Source organism: Micromonospora sp. TSRI0369 (assembly GCF_001905625.1).
Lineage (GTDB): Bacteria > Actinomycetota > Actinomycetes > Mycobacteriales > Micromonosporaceae > Micromonospora > Micromonospora echinospora_A.
This window is the reverse complement of sequence record NZ_LIVU01000001.1, coordinates 786,448-806,818: the sequence shown is the minus strand read 5'-3', so window position 1 is coordinate 806,818 and position 20,371 is coordinate 786,448. Positions and strand designations below refer to the sequence as shown.

15 protein-coding genes are annotated in these 20,371 nt (G+C 71.2%); 8 read left to right on the top strand and 7 right to left on the bottom strand.

Annotated features, from left to right (window positions below; translation table 11 throughout):
- Positions 1-70 precede the first annotated feature (70 nt).
- The 4 genes from AMK25_RS03940 to AMK25_RS03925 are packed head-to-tail and all read left to right on the top strand — an operon-like array spanning position 71 to position 2,737.
- Complete coding sequence (locus AMK25_RS03940) at positions 71-673, top strand: helix-turn-helix domain-containing protein (RefSeq protein ID WP_241826231.1); 603 nt, start codon at positions 71-73, stop codon at positions 671-673.
- Positions 673-1,044, top strand: coding sequence for a hypothetical protein (locus AMK25_RS03935; RefSeq protein ID WP_073826625.1), 372 nt, complete (start codon positions 673-675; stop codon positions 1,042-1,044). The genes AMK25_RS03940 and AMK25_RS03935 overlap by 1 nt, the downstream gene beginning before the upstream one ends.
- The gene (locus tag AMK25_RS03930; protein ID WP_073826623.1) at positions 1,041-1,946 is read left to right on the top strand and encodes an ABC transporter ATP-binding protein; all 906 of its coding nucleotides are present in this window, start codon (positions 1,041-1,043) and stop codon (positions 1,944-1,946) included. Before AMK25_RS03935 ends, AMK25_RS03930 begins: the two co-directional genes overlap by 4 nt.
- Positions 1,943-2,737 carry an ABC transporter permease gene (locus AMK25_RS03925; protein ID WP_073826620.1) on the top strand — a complete coding sequence of 265 codons (795 nt, stop codon included), beginning with the start codon at positions 1,943-1,945 and terminating at the stop codon, positions 2,735-2,737. The genes AMK25_RS03930 and AMK25_RS03925 overlap by 4 nt, the downstream gene beginning before the upstream one ends.
- Here the strand turns inward: AMK25_RS03925 and AMK25_RS03920 are convergent.
- Together AMK25_RS03920 and AMK25_RS03915 are read right to left on the bottom strand one after the other, a co-directional pair.
- Positions 2,730-6,029, bottom strand: coding sequence for a helicase HerA domain-containing protein (locus AMK25_RS03920; RefSeq protein ID WP_073826617.1), 3,300 nt, complete (start codon positions 6,027-6,029; stop codon positions 2,730-2,732). The genes AMK25_RS03925 and AMK25_RS03920 overlap by 8 nt on opposite strands.
- On the bottom strand, positions 6,026-6,685 hold the full coding sequence (locus AMK25_RS03915) for a hypothetical protein (protein WP_073826614.1): 660 nt from the start codon (positions 6,683-6,685) through the stop codon (positions 6,026-6,028). The genes AMK25_RS03920 and AMK25_RS03915 overlap by 4 nt, the downstream gene beginning before the upstream one ends.
- Positions 6,686-7,060: 375 nt before the next feature.
- Here AMK25_RS03915 and AMK25_RS03910 point away from each other — a divergent pair, with 375 nt between their 5' ends.
- Both AMK25_RS03910 and AMK25_RS03905 read left to right on the top strand, forming a co-directional pair.
- Complete coding sequence (locus AMK25_RS03910; protein WP_013283485.1) at positions 7,061-7,390, top strand: CU044_2847 family protein; 330 nt, start codon at positions 7,061-7,063, stop codon at positions 7,388-7,390.
- Positions 7,391-7,405: 15 nt separating this feature from the next.
- Positions 7,406-11,509, top strand: a complete 4,104-nt coding sequence (locus AMK25_RS03905; protein ID WP_073826612.1) for a trypsin-like peptidase domain-containing protein — start codon at positions 7,406-7,408, stop codon at positions 11,507-11,509.
- Here AMK25_RS03905 and AMK25_RS03900 read toward each other — a convergent pair whose 3' ends face one another.
- Positions 11,510-12,427, bottom strand: coding sequence for an NADP-dependent oxidoreductase (locus AMK25_RS03900; protein ID WP_073826608.1), 918 nt, complete (start codon positions 12,425-12,427; stop codon positions 11,510-11,512).
- Positions 12,428-12,542: 115 nt separating this feature from the next.
- Here AMK25_RS03900 and AMK25_RS03895 point away from each other — a divergent pair, with 115 nt between their 5' ends.
- Positions 12,543-12,974, top strand: coding sequence for a winged helix-turn-helix transcriptional regulator (locus AMK25_RS03895; RefSeq protein WP_073826605.1), 432 nt, complete (start codon positions 12,543-12,545; stop codon positions 12,972-12,974).
- A 290-nt stretch (positions 12,975-13,264) separates the two neighbouring features.
- Positions 13,265-14,749 (top strand): endo-1,4-beta-xylanase, encoded by a 1,485-nt coding sequence (locus AMK25_RS03890; protein WP_073826602.1) that lies wholly within the window; start codon positions 13,265-13,267, stop codon positions 14,747-14,749.
- 98 nt (positions 14,750-14,847) lie between these two features.
- Here AMK25_RS03890 and AMK25_RS31460 read toward each other — a convergent pair whose 3' ends face one another.
- The 4 genes from AMK25_RS31460 to AMK25_RS03870 form a co-directional block, all read right to left on the bottom strand.
- Positions 14,848-15,879, bottom strand: a complete 1,032-nt coding sequence (locus tag AMK25_RS31460) for a hypothetical protein (protein ID WP_083664605.1) — start codon at positions 15,877-15,879, stop codon at positions 14,848-14,850.
- Between the two features lie 35 nt (positions 15,880-15,914).
- Positions 15,915-16,433: a cupin domain-containing protein gene (locus AMK25_RS03880; protein WP_073826599.1), complete on the bottom strand. Its 519-nt coding sequence runs from the start codon at positions 16,431-16,433 to the stop codon at positions 15,915-15,917.
- A gap of 93 nt (positions 16,434-16,526) precedes the next feature.
- Complete coding sequence (locus AMK25_RS03875; RefSeq protein WP_073826596.1) at positions 16,527-17,264, bottom strand: class I SAM-dependent methyltransferase; 738 nt, start codon at positions 17,262-17,264, stop codon at positions 16,527-16,529.
- A gap of 120 nt (positions 17,265-17,384) precedes the next feature.
- Complete coding sequence (locus tag AMK25_RS03870) at positions 17,385-20,294, bottom strand: hypothetical protein (protein ID WP_143194669.1); 2,910 nt, start codon at positions 20,292-20,294, stop codon at positions 17,385-17,387.
- Positions 20,295-20,371 lie beyond the last annotated feature (77 nt).

Sequence of the window (20,371 nt, the reverse complement as noted above, 5' to 3'; positions counted from 1 at the left end):
CGTCCGGCCTTCGCGCCTCGGCCGTTCCACCCTCTACCTATATCACTCTCGATAGTGATAGCGTACTGCCATGGCGATGTCGATGGAGCGGTGGGCGGAGGTGGCGCTGCACCCGGTGCGGCTCCGCGTCCTGCGCGCCGTGGCGGGCACCCGGGTGACCACTCACGACCTGGTCGAGCTGCTGCCCGACGTCCCGCACGCCACGCTCTACCGGCACCTGGCGACGCTCGTGAAGACCGGGATGCTCGACGTGGTGGAGGAGCGCAAGGTTCGCGGCGCCGTCGAGCGGGTGTACGCGCTGCCCGCGCACGGCGCGGCGCTGGACCCGGCGGCCCTGGCGACGGCCACGCCGGAGGACCACGCGCGCTACTTCACCGCGTTCGTGTCGAGCCTGCTGTCCGAGTTTTCCCGCTACCTCGCCCGGGAGTCCGTCGACTTCGTCGCCGACGGCGTCGGATACCAGCAGCTCGTACTGCACCTGACCGACGCCGAGCTGCACGAGTTCGCCGCCGGGCTCAACGCGCTGGTCGGCCCGTTGCTCGCCAGAGGGCCCGGCGACGGTCGGACCCCCCGGCTGCTGGCGACCATCCTGATGCCCGCCGATCGCCAGGCGACCCCCGGCGACACGCACACATCAGCGCACGACTCCGACACGACGAAGGGCGACGACTGATGGCCTCCGTAATGCTCAACGGCGATGTGATCGACATCCGGTTCACCGGATGGGAACGGATGTGGGTCGGGCGGGAGCGGTTCGCGCTGCGCCTGGCCGCCGTGCGGCACGCCGCCCCGGTGGACGAGCCGATCCGGCTGGCCCGGGGCGCGCGGCGCGGGTACGCCGTGTCCGGCTTCGCCAAGATCGGCGTCTGGGGTCTGTTCGGCGGTCCCCGGCAGCTCGTGGCGGCCCGGCGGGGTCAGCCCGGCCTGCACCTGGTGCTGGACCGCGCGGCGGCCGGCGGGGAGTTCGACGAGGTGGTGGTCTCCGACCCGGCCGCGTCGGGCCTCGCCGAGACGATCGAGCGTGCGACGCGGGGCCGGCCGTGACCGGCGACCACCTGGCGATCGAGGCGTCGGGCCTGACCAAGCGCTACGGCGACGTCACCGCCGTACGCGATCTGACCTTCACCGTGCGACCCGGCGCGGTCACCGGCTTCCTCGGCCCGAACGGCGCCGGCAAGACCACCACGATGCGCATGCTGACCGGACTGGTGACGCCGACCAGCGGCGCCGCCACCATCGGCGGGCAGCCCTACGGCCGGCTGGCCCAGCCGTCACGGACCGTCGGCGCGGTGTTCGACGGCAACGCGTTCCACCCCGGCCACACCGCCCGTGACCACCTGGGCGTCTACGCCGCGATGGCAGGCTGCCCGGACAGCCGGGTCGCGGAACTGCTGGATCTGCTCGGCCTCGCCCACGCCGCCGACCGTCGTACCCGAGGGTTCTCCACCGGCATGCGGCAACGGCTCAGCCTCGCCACGGCGCTGCTCGGCGACCCGCGCGTACTGCTGCTCGACGAACCGGCGAACGGCCTGGACCCGGAAGGCATGTCGTGGCTGCGCGGGCTGCTGCGCCGCCTCGCCGACGAGGGCCGCACCGTGCTGGTCTCCAGCCACGTCCTGCACGAGGTCCAGCAGGTGGTGGACGACGTGGTGGTCATCCGGCGCGGGGAACTCGTCGCCGCCGGGCCGTGGTCCCGGCTCACCGGCCCGCCGACGGTGCTCGTCACCTCGCCGGACGCGACAGCTCTGGCCGCCGCGCTGGCGGCCGCCGCCGGGTCCGTCGAGGCCGTCGGGTCCGGCCGGCTGCGGGTACGCGGACTGGACGCGCCGGGCGTCGCCGACCTCGCCGCGGCCCACCGCGTGCGGGTCCACGAGCTGGTCACCGAGACCACAAGCCTCGAACAGCTCTTCCTCGACCTGACCACCGACAAGGCGGAGGCCCGATGAACCTGCTCAGAGCGGAACTGCGCCGGGTGCTGGCGACCCGGATGTGGGGCGCGCTGCTGCTCGCCTCCGTCGCGCTGGGCGGCGGCCTGGTCGGGATGATGGCGCTGGTCGGGCCGGAGAACTTCGATCCGCCGATGCCCGGCCTGCACACCGAGGAGGGCCTGCGGTCGATCCTCGGCATCCTCGGCTTCACCGCCTTCGTGCCGGCCGCCGCCGGCGCCCTCGCGGCCACCTCCGAGTACCGGCACGGCACCGCCGCCGTCACGTTCGTGTTCGCGCCGCGCCGAGGGCGGGTGCTCGCCGCCAAACTCGCCACCCACGCGGTTGTCGGCCTCGCCTACGGCCTCGCGCTCGCCGTCGCCGCCGCGGCAGCCCTGTTCACAGTCGCCGCCGCGCGTGGCGTGCCGCTGGGCCTGCCCGCCCCCACGGTGCTGGCGCTGCTCGCCCGCATCGGCGTCGCGATGGCTGTCTACCTGCTCGTCGGCGTCGGCGTGGGCGCCCTGCTCCGTAACCAGGTCGCGGCCGTCTGCGTGGTGGTCGGTTACCTGTACCTGGCCGAGCCCGTCCTGATGATGATCCCCGGCGTCAACGCGCTCTACCCGCTCCTGCCCGGCGGGGCCACCGCCGCGCTCACCGACTTCACCTACGTCGCCGACGCGATGTCCGCGCAGCTCGGCAACGACGCCGTCGCGCTCCTGCCACCGGCGGCCGGGGCCCTGCTACTGACCGCGTACGCGCTGACCGCAGCCGCGATCGCCGTGGTCGTCCCGATGCGCCGCGACATCACCTGAGCGTCGCGAGCCGGACGATCTCCTCCGCGGTCAGCGGGCTGCGCGGATGGTGGGTCAGGCACATCGGCGCCTGCATCTTGACGAACCGGGCACCCTCCACGGTGGCGTAGAACTGGCCGGTACGCAGTTTGCCGATGTCCGGGACGTCGGTGCCCTTCGCCCTGGCCACGTCCCGGGCCGCCTCGATCTGTACCGGCACGGTGAGCAGGCCGAAGAACTGCGTGGCGGCGTTGCCGGGGATCTGGTTGTGCAACGCCTTCGGCGCCTGGGTGGCGAAGACCAGCCCCAGCCCGTACTTGCGGGCCTGCGAGGTCAGCGCGAGCGTGCTCTGGGTGCAGGCGGTCACGGCGCCGGACGGGGCGAGCGTCTGCGCCTCGTCCATGACGAAGAGTCCACCGAGTGGCCGGTCCCCGGCCGGATGGCGCTTGATCCAGGTGAACAGGGCGAGCTGCAACTGGTTGACGAAGCTCTGCCGCTGATTCTCCTCGGACAGCCCGGCGAGGTTGATCACCGAGACCCGGGCGCGGCGACCGGGTGGCGGGGTGAGCAGTTCGCCCGGATCGACAGGCGTTCCGACGCCGCCCAGGAGCGGATCGTTGATCAGGGCGGCCTTGAGTAGCTGTGCCATGCCGGCGGCCAGCTTGGGCGCGCTGTCGAGCTGACTCACTCCGTCCGGGAGGTCGTTGAGGACGTCGGTGAACTCGCGCAGGTCGCTCGCGCCGCTCCGGGCGTAGCCGATCAGCGCCTCGCGCAGCACGGCCCGGCCGAGCCGGGCCTTGTCGGTTCCGCCGTCCACCCGGGCGTGCGGGGCGAGCGTGGCGACGGCGGCGTTGACGGCCGAGGTGAACCCGTCCGGGTCGTCGAGCACGTCGGCGAAGGCCGGCAACGGCTGGAACGTCAACGGCCGACCGGCCTGCCGTCCTGGTGTCCAGACGACCACGTCGGTGCCGGCCAGATATTCCGCCGCGCGGCGGGCGTCGTCGGCGCCCCAGCCCGGTGGTGGCTCGGGCCAGGCCTCGCCGAGCCGGGCCAGGTCGTTGTTGGGGTCGAGCACGATGGCCGAGACGCCGCGCAGGGCGCACTCCTCGATCAGGCGGCGGATCAGGACGGTCTTGCCGGAGCCGGAGCCGGCGAAGATGACTGTGTGCCGGCGCAGCGCTTCGAGGTCGATGCCGACCGGGTCGGGCCGCCCGGTGACCGTGCCGATCTCCATCCGCGCCGGGTCGATGCCCGCCACCGGCGGCAGGGGAGCGATCATCGGCGGAACCGGGCCGGAACCGGCGGACCGCGGCGCAGGGACGAAACTGGCGGAGCGCGATGCGGGGACGGAACCGGCGGAGCGCGGCGCAGCGGTGACCGGCGGTGGCGTCCCGACCGGGGGTCGGTCCGGCACCTCCTCCGGCCGATCCTCGGCCCGGACGGCTTCCGGCGCGCCCGGCCAGTCGCCCAGCGCCTCCCGCAGGCAGGTGATGTCGGAGGCCGGCCGGCGATCGGCGAACCAGGGTCGCAGCGTCTCCCGCCCGTAGTCCTGGATGAGTTGTTCGAGCGCGACCATCCGGGCGACGTCCGGCGTGTCCAGGGGGAGCCTCCGGCCACCGGCCCGCTCGAACGCGTCCAGCACCTCGCGGGTACGGGCACCGGCCGACCACTCCGCGCTGCGCAGCAGGAAGAGCCGGCGTTTGGCGACCCCTTCGGTGAGCCCAGCGGTCGTGATCGCGTTGCGAATCCGGTTGAGCACAGCGATGTGGTGCGGCGCGGAGATCGCCCGGAACGACCAGTGCTCCTCGTCCTCGCTGTCCTCGCTCAGGCTGTGCCGTAGCCGAGCGTGCAGCGCCGGCTTGGTCCCGGCGGGGATCGGGTCGAGGCTGAACGCGTCGACGGCCGTCCCCTGCGCGGCGATCCACGCGGTCAGGCCGGCTTCGAGCAGGCGCGGGACACGGCCGTCCTCTGACTCCGGGGATACGGCAGAGCCGGTGTCGGCGGCGGCGACCAGCTCCGCGTACCGGGCGTCGATCTTGCTGAATCCGTTCGCCCGGTTCTCCGGCGGCGGCCCGGTGACCGGGGCGTGGACGAGCCCGTCGGCGACGCGATCGCCGCTGGCGTGCAGCAGGTGCCGCAGCTCCCGCGCCTCGCCGTCGGCCAGGCAGGCCCGGACGTGTGTGTCGATCCGCCGTAGCAGCTCACGCGGGGTGAAGCCGACGACCTCCTGGAACGCGTCCGGGTGGACCGGCCAGGTGGGATGGGGCGGCGTGAACCCGAGGCCCTCGAAGAGCACCGCGAACCGCTTCTCGACCAGCTCGCGGCCCACCTCGACGGAGGGGATCTCCTTGAGCGGGGCAGCCTCCCGGAACCGGTCCTGGACGGTGTCCGTCGCCTGCTGCTGGATGCTGCGCCATGTCTGCGGCAGGCACGAGACGACGGACAGGGTCCGGCGGGTGGTCTCGCGCAGCGCCATCAGGCCGCTGGCGACCTGTTCGAGCAGGAGCGAGGTCTGCCAGTCCGCCTCGCCCCGGGCGTCCTGGTTGGTCGCCTTCACGGACTGGGCGATCATCAGGTCGATCTGGTCCACCGCGATCACCGTCGGGCCGACGACGGCGAGCAGCCGGGAGATGTCCCGGACCACCTCCTGGGGCGCACGTCGGTTTCGCCGCAGCCCCCATCCGGCCCGCTGGCCGGGTTCCTCCTCGTCCATGGAGGACAGGAAGTCGTAGCCGATGTCCTGCACGGCGGACTGCTCGGCCGCGTAGAGCACCAGGGCACGCGCGGTGTCCTGGCACTCCGTACCGATCTGGCGGTCCTTCTTGCGGATCAGGTCGACGAACGCGTCGAGCGTGGAACGGCTGAGTTCGGTCTCGCCGGCGACCGCGCGGCGTACCGTGCGGGGCGCCCTCACTTCGTCGGCCAGCCGGCGCAGGAACGTCCGCAGCTGGGTGGTCTCGTCCGGCATCGGCCGGACCAGGCCCTCCAGCATCGAGATCGCGGTGCGTTGCCAGAACGTCCGGGCCTCGAGCAACTCGACCAGGAAGAAGAAGCCGCCGCGCCCCTGGACCTGCTGGCGGACCGTGCCGATGAGGTGGGTCTTGCCGGTGCCGCGCTGGCCGAGGATGGCCACCCCCACCGGACTGGAGTCGGTGCTGGCCTGAGCCTCCGCGAAGCTGTCCAGCACCGTCGAGACGACGTCGTGGTGCAGGCCCTCGACGTGGAAGGGAGTCGGTTTCCAGACGTCGTCCGGGGTCGGAGCCCAGTTGAACCTCAGCGCCGCCAGGGCGCGGCGTTGCTCGTCCCCGATCATGACGAGATGGCGACCAGATGCTTGTCCTGGTTGCCGATGGTCACCGCCGCCGCCCGCTCCTGCGGCTTGAGCACCTTCTGGTTGGACTCGGGCACCAGGTTCACGCCGCGCTCCCGGTTGAGCGTCACCAGCGCGGCGTCGAACTCGTGGCGGGGCAGATCGGTGAGGGCCTCGCGAAGGTCTGCCAGCATGACGTAGTCACCGGGCTTGGCGGCCAGTTCGTGGTACGCCTGCCGGATCAGCGCCACCGCGTCGACGGCCGCGGATGCCGGCGACGCCACCGGCGGCGCGACGACCTCGTCCCGGTTGATCTGCATCCGGAACAGGTCGTCGGCGCGGATCCCGGAGTGGTCGATCAGCCGGCGCAGGAAGTCGAGCGCGACGTAGAGGGTTCCGCCCGCCGTGCCCGCGCGCTTTGGCGGCTCTGCCCCCAACTCCTCGGTAGCCCGATTCCAGCCCTTGTCGGTGAGGGTCAGAACAATCCTCGGCTTCTCCGTGACCTCGATCAGACCGAGTGATTTAAGTCGGCTGCGGTGCTCCGGCTTCAGACTGATTCCGGCGACGTTCTTGAAGTAGGTCTGTGGCAAAGGTGCCGCCTTCACCATCAGCGTGACAAGAATGCACCGGTCGACGAGGGTCAGTTCCTTTTCCGGCATGCGGATGCTCCTCTGCGGCACGAGCTCCCACCGCGTCGACGGTGTGATCGAAGGCTCGGAAGGGGTGGCCATGATCGAGGTGGGCAACGGGGACGGCCCCGGCGCACGGGCCGATTCTGCCGACGGTCTCCGGCTCGCGCAAGGTCACCGATCTCGCTGACGAAAGCCGACAGGACAGCACAGTGGATCTCCGACGGTCCTGCGTGGACGGCCCGGCTGAAACGCCTGTTCGACCGATTCGGCGCGGTTCGCTGGCCGGACCATTGCGAAGTGACAAGGGCAACGGGCAGCATGGCAGACCGGCGGGAGGGCCGGAGTTCTGCTCCGCCGCGAACCCTCCTGCCCGTTCCCCTGAAATACGTCACGGAGGTGACCGTGCAGTCTGAGGTGGTCCGCTACCAGGTCGACGACGAAACGGTTGCCTTGATCGAAGTCGAGCCGACGCCAGGTTTCCAGCCCGCCGGCTTCGGCGACGTCGCCGGCTGGGTACGCGAATCCGCGGCGCCGGCAGTCGCCGCCGCCCGGGAATTGCTGGAACAGGTCAAGACCGTCTCTCCCGATGCGGTGGAGGTGCGCTTCGGGATCAAGGCCACCGGCACGGCGAGCTGGGTGGTGGCGAAGGCGACCGGAGAGGCGAACTTCGAAGTCACGCTCGCCTGGCAGCCGGACGGCCCCACCGATCGCGGTGCCGGCCCACGGCGCTGACGGACGGGTCGGCCCGTGACAACGGCCCCGGACGAGTGCTCGTGGGCGGTGGCCCTGCACCGTGAGGCGGACCCGCACAAGGCGCTCGGCACCGGCATCGTCATCGCCACCAACCTGGTGCTCACCTGCCACCACGTGGCGTTCGCCGCCGACGGCACCCTCCGGCCCGATCTCACTGTCGCCTTTCCGCGCGCGCCCAGGGTCGCCTACTTCGATCGGCGCAAGGTCCGGCGGTGCCGGCACGACGGCATGCGGGAGGCGCACGTCGACCTGGTCGTGCTCGAACTCGTCGAGCCGGTGCCGGCCGCCGTCACCCCGGCGCGGTTGCGTTGCCTCGCCCCCAAGCCGCTGCTCGACCGGCCGTTCTGGGCGTACGGCTTCCCGGACGGAGTGGTCGGCGGCCTCCAGGCGACCGGTTCCGTCGTCGAAGCCGGCGGGTACGGCCGCGTGACCATCGACAGCGGCGCCGCCGGGCCGCTCAGCAAGGGGTTCAGCGGGGGCGCTGTTTGGTCCCCGGAGTATCAGGCGGTGGTCGGCGTGGTCGTCACGGCCGACGGCAAGGGCAAGGGCCAGGCGGTCACCCTGAGCCACGCCGACGAACAGGTGCCGGCGATGGCGTTGGGCGCGTTGTCGGCCTGGCGGGTCGAGGACGCCGACGACGCCGCCCTCTCGGCCTGGGGGTGGACGTTGAGCACCGACGGCGAGGCCGGCCGGCACTGGCTGCCCCGGGCGCGGGGGGTCGCCGTGGACACCGAGGGCGGTGCGCGGTTTCGGGGTCGTACGGCTGCGCTCCGGCGGATCGTCGACTTCATCGACGGGGAGGCGCCTGCCATCCGGCCACTGATCGTCACGGGCTCGCCCGGGGTCGGCAAGTCCGCTGTCCTGGGCCGCGTGGTGACCACTGCCGATCAGCAGATCCAGGCCAGCCTGCCGGGCGGCGACATCGCCGTGCGGGCCACGGTCGGCTCGGTGTCCTGCGCCGTGCACGCCAAGGGCAAGACCGCACTCGAGGTGGCGATCGAGATCGCACGGGCCGCCGCCGTCGACCTGCCCGGCGCGCCGGCCGACCTGATGCCGGTGGTGCGGGAGCGGCTGGCGCGTCGTCCGGCTCGCTTCGCGCTGGTCATCGACGCGCTGGACGAGACGGCCGACCCGGGTCAGGCGCGGCAGGTCATCGACGACGTCCTGCTGCCGCTGGCCCGGGAGTGCGGCCGGTACGGCGTCCGGGTGGTCGTCGGCACCCGGCGCGGCGACGACCGGGGCGACCTGATCGCCTGCTTCGGTGATCCGGCCGAGCTGCTGGATCTGGACACGCCGGAGTACTTCGCCGAGGCCGACCTGGTGAACTACGCCCTGGCGACCCTGCGGCTGCTCGGCGCGGAACGGCCGGGCAATCCGTACACCGACTCGGCGGCGGCCGCCCCGCTGGCCCGACGCATCGCCGAGCTGGCGAAGGGAAACTTCCTGGTGGCCGGTCTCGTCGCCCGGGCACACGCGCTGCGCGACATCGAGCCGGTCGACCCGGCCTCGGTGTCGTTCACCGCGACAGTGGCCCATGCGCTCGACTCCTACCTGGCCGGGTTGCCGGCCGCCGGCTCGGCCTCCGCCCGGCTCGCCCTCACCGCTCTGGCGTACGCCGAGACGCCGGGTCTGCCGCTGTCGCTCTGGCGGATCGCGGTGACCGCACTCGGCGGCACGGTCACCGAGGACGAACTCCTCGCGTTCGCCCGTACGTCGGCGGCGAACTTCCTGGTCGAGACCGGTGGCGGCAGCCAGCCCGCGTACCGCCTGTTCCACCAGGCCCTCAACGACGCGTTGCTGGCCGGGACATCACGCCGGGACGACCAGCGACGGCTGGTCGCCGCCTGGACGGAGCTGGCGGCCGAGGTGGGATGGGCCTCGGTGCCCGACTACCTGCGGCGCTCCCTGCCCCAGCACGCCTCCCGTGCCGGGCTCGTGGAACGGCTCCTCACCGACGAGGGCTATCTCCTGCACGCGCACCTGGAGCGGTTGCTCTCGGTCGTCGACATGGAGAAGCCGCTGGAACCGCTGTCCCGATCACGGGTGCGGCTGCTGCACCGCACGCCGCTCGCGGTCGCGGCGGCGCCGGCCGAGCGCGCCGCCCTCTTCTCGGTGGTCGACCGGCTCGACGGGTTGGGCAGCGGGATCGAGGCCGACGCCGCGCCGTACCGCGCGCGCTGGGCGCACACGCCGCCCCGGCAGGAGCGCAGCGTGCTGGACGGGCACTCGCAGGCCGTCTACGACGTGGCGGCCGTCGAGCTGGACGATCGGTGGTTGCTCGCCTCCGCCGGTGACGACGGCACCGTCCGGCTATGGGACCCGATGACCAACCAGGCCGTGGCGGTCTTCACCTGTCACGACGACACGATCCGCGGGTTGTGCGCCGTCCGTACCGGCGGTGGCGAGACGCTGATCGCCACCGCCAGCCACGACGGGACCGTCGGCCTCTGGGATCCACGAACCGGTCAGCGCCGGCACGAACTGCGCGGGCACGACGACTGGGTCCGCAACATCTGCGTCATTCCGCTGCCGGACGGCGACCTGCTCGCCTCGGCGGGCGACGATCGGACGGTCCGGATCTGGGATCCGGTGACCGGGACGCAGCGCTATGCGTTGACCGGGCACTCGGGCTGGGTGACCGCCGTGACGTACGTCCCGGCGGGCGGCCGGCACCTGCTCGCCTCCACCGGTTTCGACGGCGTCGTCCGGGTCTGGGAGCCGACATGCGACACGCGCCCGACGTTGACCCTCACCGGACACGTCGGCTGGGTGACCACCCTCTACGCCGTTCGTGCGCCGGGCGGCACGTTGCTCGCCTCGGCCGGCTACGACGGCACGGTCCGGCTCTGGGATCCGCAGAGCGGCGAATGCGTCCACTTCCTGGAAACCGGCGGACCCGTCACCGATCTCTGCACGATCGAGGTCGACGAGGGCTGCCTGCTCGTGTCGACGGGTGAGGACGGGCTCATCCGTGTCTGGGACGTGCCGACCTGGACCACCCGGCCGAGCCTGCGGGGACACGCGAGCTGGATCCGCGCGGTCTGCGAGCTGCGTACGGCGAAGGACCGGATGCTGGCGACGGCGGGTGACGACGGCACCGTGCGACTGTGGGACCCGGCCGGCGGCCGGCCGGACACCGTCGCCGAGCGGGACCGGCTCGGGCCCGTGCACAGCCTCTGCGCGGTCCCCGGCGAGCGGCCGGGTCTCGTCGCCTCCGGCGGTGCCGACGGTCGGGTGGGAGTCTGGGACGCCGCGACCGGCGAGCGGTTGCGGGAGATCCCGACACCCGGCGGGCCGGTCAACGCGATGTGCGCGGTCGCCGACGTCGAGGAGCCGCTGCTCGTCACCGCGCAGGACGACAATACGGTCGGGACCTGGAGTGTGCGGCACAGCGCCTTGGTGGGGGAGATGAACGAGCACCACGCTCCGGTGGCGGCGGTCTGCCCGATCGTCATCGGCGGTGAGACGCTCGTCGCGTCGGCCGGCGACGACCAGGCCATCCGGCTCTGGCACCCGCAGACCGGCACCGTGCGGGCGGTCCTGCTCGGGCACGTCACCCGTGCCTGGGTGACGGCCCTCGCGACGGTTCGGTGGCCCGAGATGGAGGCGCTCGCCTCGGCCGACAAGAGTGGCACGGTGATGCTGTGGGGCGGCGGTGACACGCCGGTCTGGACCCGGCAGGGACATCAGGACGCGGTCACCGCGCTCTGCGGCCTGGTCGTGGCGGGTCGCCGGATGCTGGCGTCGGCCAGCGCCGACCACACGATCCGGCTGTGGGACGCCGAGTGGGGTGAGCCCGTGGACGTGTTCACCGGCCACACGGCTGCGGTCACCGGGCTGAGCCTGGTGCGGGTCGGCGGGCGGGATCTGCTCGCCTCGACCAGCCGGGACCGGACAGTGCGGATCTGGGACCCGTCCACCGGGCGGGCGCTGCACACCATCCCCGTCTATCACCCGGCGCTGACCTGCTGCACTGTCGACGGAACGTTGCTCGTCGGTCTGGATCAGGGCCTACTGGCGTTGGACGTCGACGGTCGGAGCGACCTGCCACCCGAGGCCGCGGACCGTGCGGTCGCTCGGGTGGCGGTGCGCTGCTGATCAGGGGCGCAGGACGTAGCGCCCGCGTACCCCGCCCTTGGCCGCCTCCCGGTGCGCGTCCGCCGCCCGGTCCAGCGGCAGTACCGCGTGCACCCGTGCCGGCAGCTCACCGGCAGCGGTCCGGGCGAGCAGGTCGGCGAGGCGTACCCTGTCGGCGCGGGTCTCGATCACGCGGACGGTGACGCCGCGCTCGGCGGCCGGGCGCGCGTTGGGCCGCACGCCGACGAGCACGCCGCCGTCGCGGACCAGCGCGAGCGCCCGCTCCTGCCACGCGGCGGCGTCGGCGACCGCGTCCCAGCCCGGCTCGGCGGCGGTGGTGAAGCCGGCACCGAGCCCGCGGACGAACTTCTCGTCCCCGGCCCGCGCCAGGCCGGTCACCCGCCATCCCCGGGCCGAGGCGAGCGCAAGGACGTAGCCGCCGACCGCGCCGGCCGCCCCGGTGACCAGCAGCCGGCCGCCGTCGGCGGGCGGGTCGCCGAGCAGGTCGACGACCTGCGCCGCGGCCAGGCCGTTGAGCGGCACTGTCGCCGCCGCCACCAGGTCCAGATCATCGGGTACGACCGCCAGGTCGGCGGCGGGCACGACGAGCTGTTCGGCGTACGTGCCGAAGTCGCGGTCGAACCCGACCACCAGACCGGCGACCCGGGTGCCCACGGCGAGGTCGACGCCCGGCCCGGCCGCGGTGACGACACCGGCGAAGTCCCAGCCCAGACCGGTGTGGTGCGGCTGGTGGATGAGCCCCAGCGAGTGGAAGAAGCCGCCGACGACACCGAGGTCGACCGGGTTGACCGGTGCCGCCGCGACGTCCACCCGGACCTCGCCGGCCCCCGGCTCGCGCTGCGGAACGTCGATGACCTCGATGGCGTCGGGCCCGCCCGGGGTGCGGACGACTGCGGTGCGGAAGGTACGCGTACCCATGGTTCTGTCTCCTTGGTCGTGAGGGATGCCCTGCTCCACGATGGAGGGGTAACTTTCCATCGGGAAGTACGCACTTCGGAGTGCGTTGGGTACCCCCGGGTAGGAGGCGCGGACGATGCCGACGCAGACGGCGGCGGAGAAGCGGGCGCAGGCGCGGGAGGAGTACGACGCGTTCCTCGCCGGCTGCCCGAGCCGGCAACTCCTGGACCGGATCTCCGACAAGTGGGTGGCGCTGATCCTGGCCGCGCTCGGCCGGGACGGGCCCGACCGCGACGCGGGGCCGCAGGTCATGCGCTATTCCGAGCTGTCACGGCGGCTGGCCGGGGTCAGCCAGAAGATGCTGACCCAGACGTTGCGCTCGCTGGAGCGCGACGGCCTGGTCACCCGCACCGTTACGCCGAGCGTGCCGGTGACTGTCACCTACGAGCTGACCGGCCTCGGTCAGTCGCTGCACCAGTTGATGTACGGCATGAAGCTGTGGGCCGAGGCGCACATGGACGAGGTGCACGCCAACCGCGAGCGGTACGACGCCGCGGCCGGTCGCTGACCGGATTTCCGAAACTTTCGGTCCGCGCCGCGCTTCTGCGGGCTCGGCCGGCGCGCCGTGCCGCGAGGGGCATCCGTGGGCTGGTGCCCTGATCGGCCGCGTCGAGTCCATGTTGACCTTCGCATCGACATTGACCGATCGTGCCGTCGCGGATATCTTCCCAGGGAAGTTACCGGTACATCTTCGAAAAGTTTCAGGGCAGTGACGCGGGACCGGGCGCACCCCCGGCTCCCGCCCGCGTCAAGCCGGGCATCGCCAGCGCATCATCGTCCGATATGCAGAGGAGTGTCATGAAACATCTACCGAGGCGCAGCCACCGTGTGGTGCTGGCCGCCGTCAGCAGCGCGCTGGCTCTCGCCGGCGCCGCGCTCGTGGTGCCCACCATGGCCCAGGCGGCGGCAAGCACGCTCGGTGCCGCCGCGGCACAGTCCGGCCGCTACTTCGGCACCGCCATCGCGGCGAACCGGCTGAACGACTCGACGTATAGCACCATCGCGGCGCGTGAGTTCAACATGATCACCGCCGAGAACGAGATGAAGCCGGAAGCGCTCCAGCCCAACCGGGGCCAGTTCAACTTCTCCTCCGGTGACCAGATCTACAACTGGGCCACCCAGCGCGGTCTCCAGGTCCGCGGCCACACGCTGGCGTGGCACGCGCAGCAGCCGGGCTGGATGCAGAGCCTGAACGGCAGCAACCTGCGTCAGGCGATGATCGACCACATCAACGGTGTGATGGCCCACTACCGGGGCAAGCTGGCCGCGTGGGACGTGGTGAACGAGGCGTTCAACGAGGACGGCAGCCGCCGTAGCTCCAACCTGCAGGGCACCGGCAACGACTGGATCGAGGTGGCGTTCCGCACCGCGCGGGCGGCCGATCCGTCGACGAAGCTGTGCTACAACGACTACAACATCGAGAACTGGTCGTACGGCAAGACGCAGGGTGTCTACAACATGATCCGGGACTTCAAGTCCCGGGGTGTGCCGATCGACTGCGTCGGGTTGCAGACCCACTTCACCGGTGGCAGCTCGCTGCCGGGCAACTTCCAGACCACGCTGCAGAACTTCGCGGCGCTGGGTGTGGACGTGGCGCTGACCGAGGTCGACGTCACGAATTCCTCGACCAGCCAGTACGCCGGGCTGACCCAGGCGTGCATCAACGTGCCGCGCTGCATCGGCATCACGGTCTGGGGCGTGCGCGACAGCGACTCGTGGCGCTCAGGCGAGAGCCCGCTGCTGTTCGACGGCGGAGGCAACAAGAAGGCCGCGTACAACTCGGTCCTCAACGTCCTCAACTCCGCGTCGCCCAACCCCACGCCGACCGCGACCGTGTCGCCGACCGTGTCGCCGACCGCCGGTCCTACCGGCGGGCCGACCACGCCGCCCCCGACCACCGGCGCGAGCCGGATCGTCGGCAACCAGTCCGGCCGGTGCATCGACGTGCCGAACTCCTCGCAGAGCAACGGCACCCGGGTGCAGCTCTACGACTGCCACGGCCAGACCAACCAGCGGTGGACCTACACCTCCAGTCGGCAACTGAACGTGTACGGCTCGATGTGCCTGGACGCCGCCGGCTCCGGCAACGGCTCGGCCGTCCAGATCTACAGCTGCAACGGGCAGACGAACCAGCAGTGGAACGTCAACTCCAACGGCACCATCACCGGAGTCCAGTCCGGCCGCTGCCTGGACGTCTGGGGCACCGGCAACGGCCAGCAGGTGCAGATCTACGACTGCAACGGCCAGGCCAACCAGCGGTTCCAGCTCGTCGCGGCGAGCTGACCTTCGCATACGGATGTACACGGACGGGCGGGCTCATTGAGCCCGCCCGTCGCGTCTCTACGGCCACGCCGGGCGATGCTCCACCTCGGACAGAAGCGTCAGTCCTGAGGTGATGGCGCGGCAGATACAGCCGATGACGTCGCGGCGCGGAGCGGCATCAGGAAGGGGACGGTGTTCAGCGCCGAGGCGCCGAACCGGAAGTACGCGAAGAACACCGCGTGAACCCAGGCCGCCGGCCCGGTCAGCCGCAACGGTTCGGTGTCGGCGAAGAAAAGCACCACTCCGTGGTGGTCGAGGTGGTATTCCAGGACGCCGGCGTGGTCGAACGACAACCACCGGCCGAAGGAGTGGCACCAGGTTCGGGTGGGGGTGAGCATCACCCGGGTGAGCTGGTGCTCGCGCCACTGCGGACGGGCCAGGCGTTCGGCCCGGGATCGGGCACTGGCGTTGCCGACGGCGTTGGCGAGCAGGGCGCCGGTGACGAAGGCTGTCGATCCGAACGCCACTGTCGAGGTCTGCTGGTAGCTGACCGTCGAACCGTAGTGCCGCGCGTAGTGCAGTTGGGCGTCCAGGTACACCGGTTCATCGGTGAAAAACCCCGGGGCGGGCACGCTACCCGGCTGCCCACCTTGGGAAAGAAATTCAAGGGTACGCCGCGCGGCGTCGATGCCGTCCGTCCATGCGGTCGACACGGGGCTGACGGCAGGAGGCGGGAAGAGCCGGCCGATGCCGTAACCGGCGGCGTAGGTGACCAGCGCCCACGGGGCGGCGAGTCCGACGACGGCCACGACGAGCCATCGCCTGCAGCCGAAGCCACGGCGACGCCGGCCCTCCCACACGCCCACGCACAAACCGGTGATCAGGGTCGCGGCGAGGTAGGCGATGGCAACCAGGGCCAGCGTTCCCAGGAGAACGCTGCTTCCCGCACACGCCTCGGGCATGTCGAGGTCCGGGTCGCTGATCCGCAGCCCACGATCCCGGAGACACCGATCCATCGAGCGGTACGACCGGTCGATGCCCCACACCAGCGCCGGGGTGACGACAGCGGTGGCGGCGGCGGTGAAGGTCCAGTGCCGGCTCTGCGGCGGTGGGGAAGCGAACGACCTGACCAACGCTGCTCCCTCCGTCACCGCGCGATGCTACCGCTCATCGATTCGTGGTGCGGTTACGAAGTCAGCAACTCCGTGCGGTAGTCGGAAGCCAGTGCGGCGGCCCGGTTCCGGCGCTCGGCCTGCTCCTCCTCGGTGAGAGCCGGTGGCGGCGAGGTGGGACCGTCCACCCGGTCGCCGACGCGCAGGAAGTATTCGTCCTGCCCGGCCGGCGTGCACATGCACAGCAGCCGCGCCGGCTGGTCGAAGGAGTTGCGGAAGAAGTGCGGCGCGTTAGCCGGAATGTTCACCGTCTCCCCGGCCCGCGCGACGGTCTGCTCGCCCCGGAACGTGAACTCCACCGCCCCGTCGAGCACCGTGAACATCTCCTCGAAGTCGTGCCGGTGCGGAGGCGGCCCACCACCGGGCGGAACCCGCATGTCGATCAGGCAGTACCGCCCGGCCGTCTGCTCGCCGGTGACCAGGATCGTGTAGGTGCCGCCCGCGATGGCGAGGTGCGCAAGTCCGGGGTCGTCGGGCCGGGCGTGGACGAGGGTACGGGTCGGATCGTCGGACGGGATCGCACCGCTGGCCATCGGCTTTCTCCTCGATCGTCGGTCTGCGGATCGACTTCCCTCATAGCCATCCGGCAAGCCGCTAAACCTGGGGCGCTTCCCGTGGTGGGACCGTCATGCCGGTCGGCGAGCGACAACCGCCAGGGCCATGCCGAAGAACCTCAACGGCGAGCGTTCGATCGCGTCAGTCACCGGCCGGATGCGGCGCCCGAAGCGGGACCTGTCGAACGGCGGCATGATGTAGTCCACCGCTACCGGCTCCAGCCCGGCCCGCCGGAGCTGCGCGGACAATCCACGCGCGGTGAAGGAGCGGGCGTCGGCGAGCCGACGGTGCAGCGGCACGATCCACGGCAGGAACGGACCCCGCGCCGGCCGGTACCGCCGGCCCCGGATCAGGAAGCCGTGCGTCTCGAACGGGAACCACCGGTTGGGTGTCGTCAGCGCGAACCGGCCGCCGGGCACGAGCACGCGGTGGACCTGCCGCAGGGCGGCATCCAGGTCGTCGATGTGCTCCACCACCTCGATGGCGGTGACCAGGTCGAAGCTGCCGTCCGGGTAGTCCAGCTCGGTGGCGGACAACTCCCGCACGTTGATCTTCCGGGCGGCCGCCGGATCCTCAGCCAGCCGTTTCCGGAACAGCTCCAGCCGATCCTGCTGGATGTCCACGGCCTCGATCTGCGCGAACGCGTCGACCAGCCGCATCGTGTACGTGCCGTCCCCGCAGCCGATCTCCAGTAATCGCCGGCCGGTCAGCGATGTGTGCCGGCCTAATGTGCCGAGCCTCTTCGCCACACCACGCTCGCCGAACGCGCTGCCGTGCCCCAGCCCCAGATTGCGATTCGTATTCACCATGGTCGCTGACCATAGACCTAACGAGCGTTAGCGTGGGGGCACCCGAGCGACAGGCAGTGCCGGCCCTTCTGGCGTCCTGATCTCTGACGCCAGAAGGGCCGGCCGCGTACCGCGTCGTCGTCAGCCGCCGTTGGCCACGTAGATGTAGTAGCGGGTGACATCGGTGTCCGTGCCGTCCGCCTTGTGACCGGTCACCGACAAGGTGTACGTCTGGTAGTTCTGCGTCGGCGTGAAGGTGATCGACGCCTTCCCCTGGCTGTCAGCCGACACGTCCGTCGACGGTCCGTCGTCGATCTGCCAGGTGAAGGAGACGATTCCCGGGGTGCCGCCGCTGAACTCGAAGGTGCCGGGAACACCGGCGCCGCCCGACCAGGTGCCGTCCGGATACTGAGCGCTCACGACGTAGGGCGCGTTGCCGACGGTGAACTCGAAGTCCGTCACCGGCGAGAACTCGCCGCCCGCCGTACGGCTCCGCACGTGGATCGTGTTGGTGCCGTTGCGTTCGAACGGCACCGCGACCCGCGTCGACGTGCCTTCGGTGCTCGCCGGCAGGACCTGCTCCGGACCGTCGTTGACGCGGTAGTGGTACTCGGTCACCTCGCCGAACAGTTGAGTGTGGAAGTAGAAGTAACCGGTCCAGCCGATCCCCACCCGCGACCAGTCGTAGGTGCTGTACACGCTGACCCTGTTGTCCCGGACGCTGAAGGGCGCGATCCGCAGGTCCGACTCGGTGCCGTCCGTACCGACGCTCGTGACCCGGACGTCGTTGTAGCCCCACGAACTCGGCGTGTACGTGACAGTCGCGGTGCCGTCGGGACCGGCCGCGATCGTCTGCTCGTCGGCACCGCCCAGCGAGTAGCGGTAGGAGGCGACGTCCGGCAGCCCTGGACGGAACGTGAACGTCACGGGCCGGCCGACAGTGCCCTCGCCCTCCGGTGTCTGCGTGACCAAGGGCCCGGACCAGATGCGGAACGTGTAGGTGGTGGCGGGCGATCGGGTGCCGTCCGACAACAGCGCCTGAACGACCACTGTGTTGTCGCCGGAGTGCTGCGGCGTGACAGTGACGTAGGCGTACGGGTTGCCCTCGCTGGACACGGTCTGCTCGGCGCCGCCGTCGAACCGGTAGACGAACCCGGTCAGGTTCGGCAGCCGGCTCCCGAACTCGATGCTCAACGGCACGCCGACCCCGTCCCGGCGCGGCCAGCTGGACAGGTCGTGCGCGTAGGCGGTCGGGCGCGCGTCGATGATGAAGAACTGATATTGGGTCTCCATCGACGTGGAACCGTCCGCCTTCACCGACCGGACGACCATCGAGTGCCAGCCCGGCGTCGCCGTCCACGACAGCACGGCGGTGTCGTCCTCGGCCGCCGAAATGGTCTTCCACTCGTCGTCTAGGTAGTACTGGTAAGCGACGACGTCGCTGTTGCGCGGGGTGAAGCGGAACGTGCCGACCTTGCCCGCGACCTGGTCGGTTTCCAGGTTGAACTCCGCCGACTCGACACCGGGGGCGTCGGTGACCCAGACGTTCAGCGTCTCCTGCCCGATCAGCTTGTTCCGGGCGTAGCTGCGCACGGCCATCTCGATCTGGCCCGTTGTGGTGAACGTGATCGGACCGGTGGCCTTGCCGTCGACCGCCGGGAGACGGACCTCAGCGCCGTCCTTGAGCTGATACCCGAACACGGTGGTCTCGGGCTTCGACGCGACAAACGTGATCGTGCTCGGCAGGCCGACGCCCTTCACCACGACCTCGGCGTACGGCGCGGTCTCGGCGACCCGGAACCGGTAGTTCTTCTCGGGCCCGCGGTTGCCCGCCGCGTCGACGGACGCGACGTAGAGGTCGGTGCTGAACCGCAGCTTCGGGGTGTACTTCAGGATCCCCGTGCCGCCCGGACGCCGGGCGGGAACCTGCCCGGAATACCCCGAGGAGTCACGCCAGGCGAACGCGACCACGTCGCGGTCGCCGGCCCCGTCGAAGCGGAACGTCCCCTCGATGCCCGTGCCACCGCCCGGGGAGTCGCCCTCCGGATACGTCCGCGACGAGACCTGCGGCGGATTCGCCGGAGCGGTCACGTCCATGACGATGTAGCAGGTCTTGCTCCACGGCCCCTCGTCGTCGTAGTCGCTGGCCCGGGCCTGCCAGGCGAGGACCGTGCCGTCGGCGTACTGGCTCAGGTCCGTGCCGTAGTAGTCGTGGAACTCGCGACGCTGATCGGGATGGTCGACCGGCCAGATCGCGTACAGCACGGTGGTGTAGTCGCCCTCGTCCCGATCGCTGGCGGTGGCCGCGAACACCGTGTTCCGCGCCGCGGGCGACGGCTTGGCCGGCGTTCCGCACGGCCGGTCCGGGGACTTCAGCTGCAGGCTCGTGATGGTGGGCGGATGGTTCGCCGTGGCACTGAGCACCGGCTTGGCGAAGGTGCGACCGGTCCGCACGTCGGCCTCCTGAGCGGCGGCGACCCGAATCTCCACGGTGATGCTCTTGTCGCGCCGGCTCAGCGCCGCATTGAGCGTGGCCACCATGTCCAGGCCCAGGTAGGCCGGGCAGGAGGCGCCGGCCCCCCGCGTGGTGGTCAGCAGCTTCTCGACCTCGGCCGGCGGACGCAGCCAGGTGGTGCTGTCCGTGACCGGGCGGGTCCGCCACACCTCGATGGTCGCCGGGGCGGAGCAGTCGGTGACCGTCTTCTCGACGGTCCACAGGTACGAGTTGTGGACGACAGTGCCCTTCAAGTTGCTCAGGTCGTACGTGAAATAGGAGCGGTAGGTGTGCGTCCGGCCGGCCGCGTCGCGGGACGTGCCGACCGGCGGGTTCGCGTCCGCGTCGACGAACTTCGCCCTGGGGCTCTGCGAGTCGAGATAGGCCCAACTCTTCAGCGGAACATCGTAGGAAGTGGCGGCTGAGGCCGGAGAGCCGACGGTGAGCCCGGCGGCGACGACGGCGAGGACGGTGATCGGGACAGCAGCTCTGAGGCGTTTCATGTGGACGCTTACCTCCCCCGTGGCGGCGCCTCTATCGACGCCGGCGGGCGTCATCGTAGCGAGGGGAATCCATACGGTGGGGAACGCTGTCTGTCGTTGTTCTTGCAGGACAACGCCACGATCGACGTCAG

Coding starts and splice junctions, on each gene's coding strand:
- AMK25_RS03940 (WP_241826231.1), top strand. CDS start 71: ATGGCGATGTCGATGGAGCGGTGGGCGGAGGTGGCGCTGCACCCGGTG.
- AMK25_RS03935 (WP_073826625.1), top strand. CDS start 673: ATGGCCTCCGTAATGCTCAACGGCGATGTGATCGACATCCGGTTCACC.
- AMK25_RS03925 (WP_073826620.1), top strand. CDS start 1,943: ATGAACCTGCTCAGAGCGGAACTGCGCCGGGTGCTGGCGACCCGGATG.
- AMK25_RS03920 (WP_073826617.1), bottom strand. CDS start 6,029: ATGATCGGGGACGAGCAACGCCGCGCCCTGGCGGCGCTGAGGTTCAAC.
- AMK25_RS03915 (WP_073826614.1), bottom strand. CDS start 6,685: ATGCCGGAAAAGGAACTGACCCTCGTCGACCGGTGCATTCTTGTCACG.
- AMK25_RS03900 (WP_073826608.1), bottom strand. CDS start 12,427: ATGGGTACGCGTACCTTCCGCACCGCAGTCGTCCGCACCCCGGGCGGG.
- AMK25_RS03895 (WP_073826605.1), top strand. CDS start 12,543: ATGCCGACGCAGACGGCGGCGGAGAAGCGGGCGCAGGCGCGGGAGGAG.
- AMK25_RS03890 (WP_073826602.1), top strand. CDS start 13,265: ATGAAACATCTACCGAGGCGCAGCCACCGTGTGGTGCTGGCCGCCGTC.
- AMK25_RS03880 (WP_073826599.1), bottom strand. CDS start 16,433: ATGGCCAGCGGTGCGATCCCGTCCGACGATCCGACCCGTACCCTCGTC.
- AMK25_RS03875 (WP_073826596.1), bottom strand. CDS start 17,264: ATGGTGAATACGAATCGCAATCTGGGGCTGGGGCACGGCAGCGCGTTC.
- AMK25_RS03870 (WP_143194669.1), bottom strand. CDS start 20,294: ATGACGCCCGCCGGCGTCGATAGAGGCGCCGCCACGGGGGAGGTAAGC.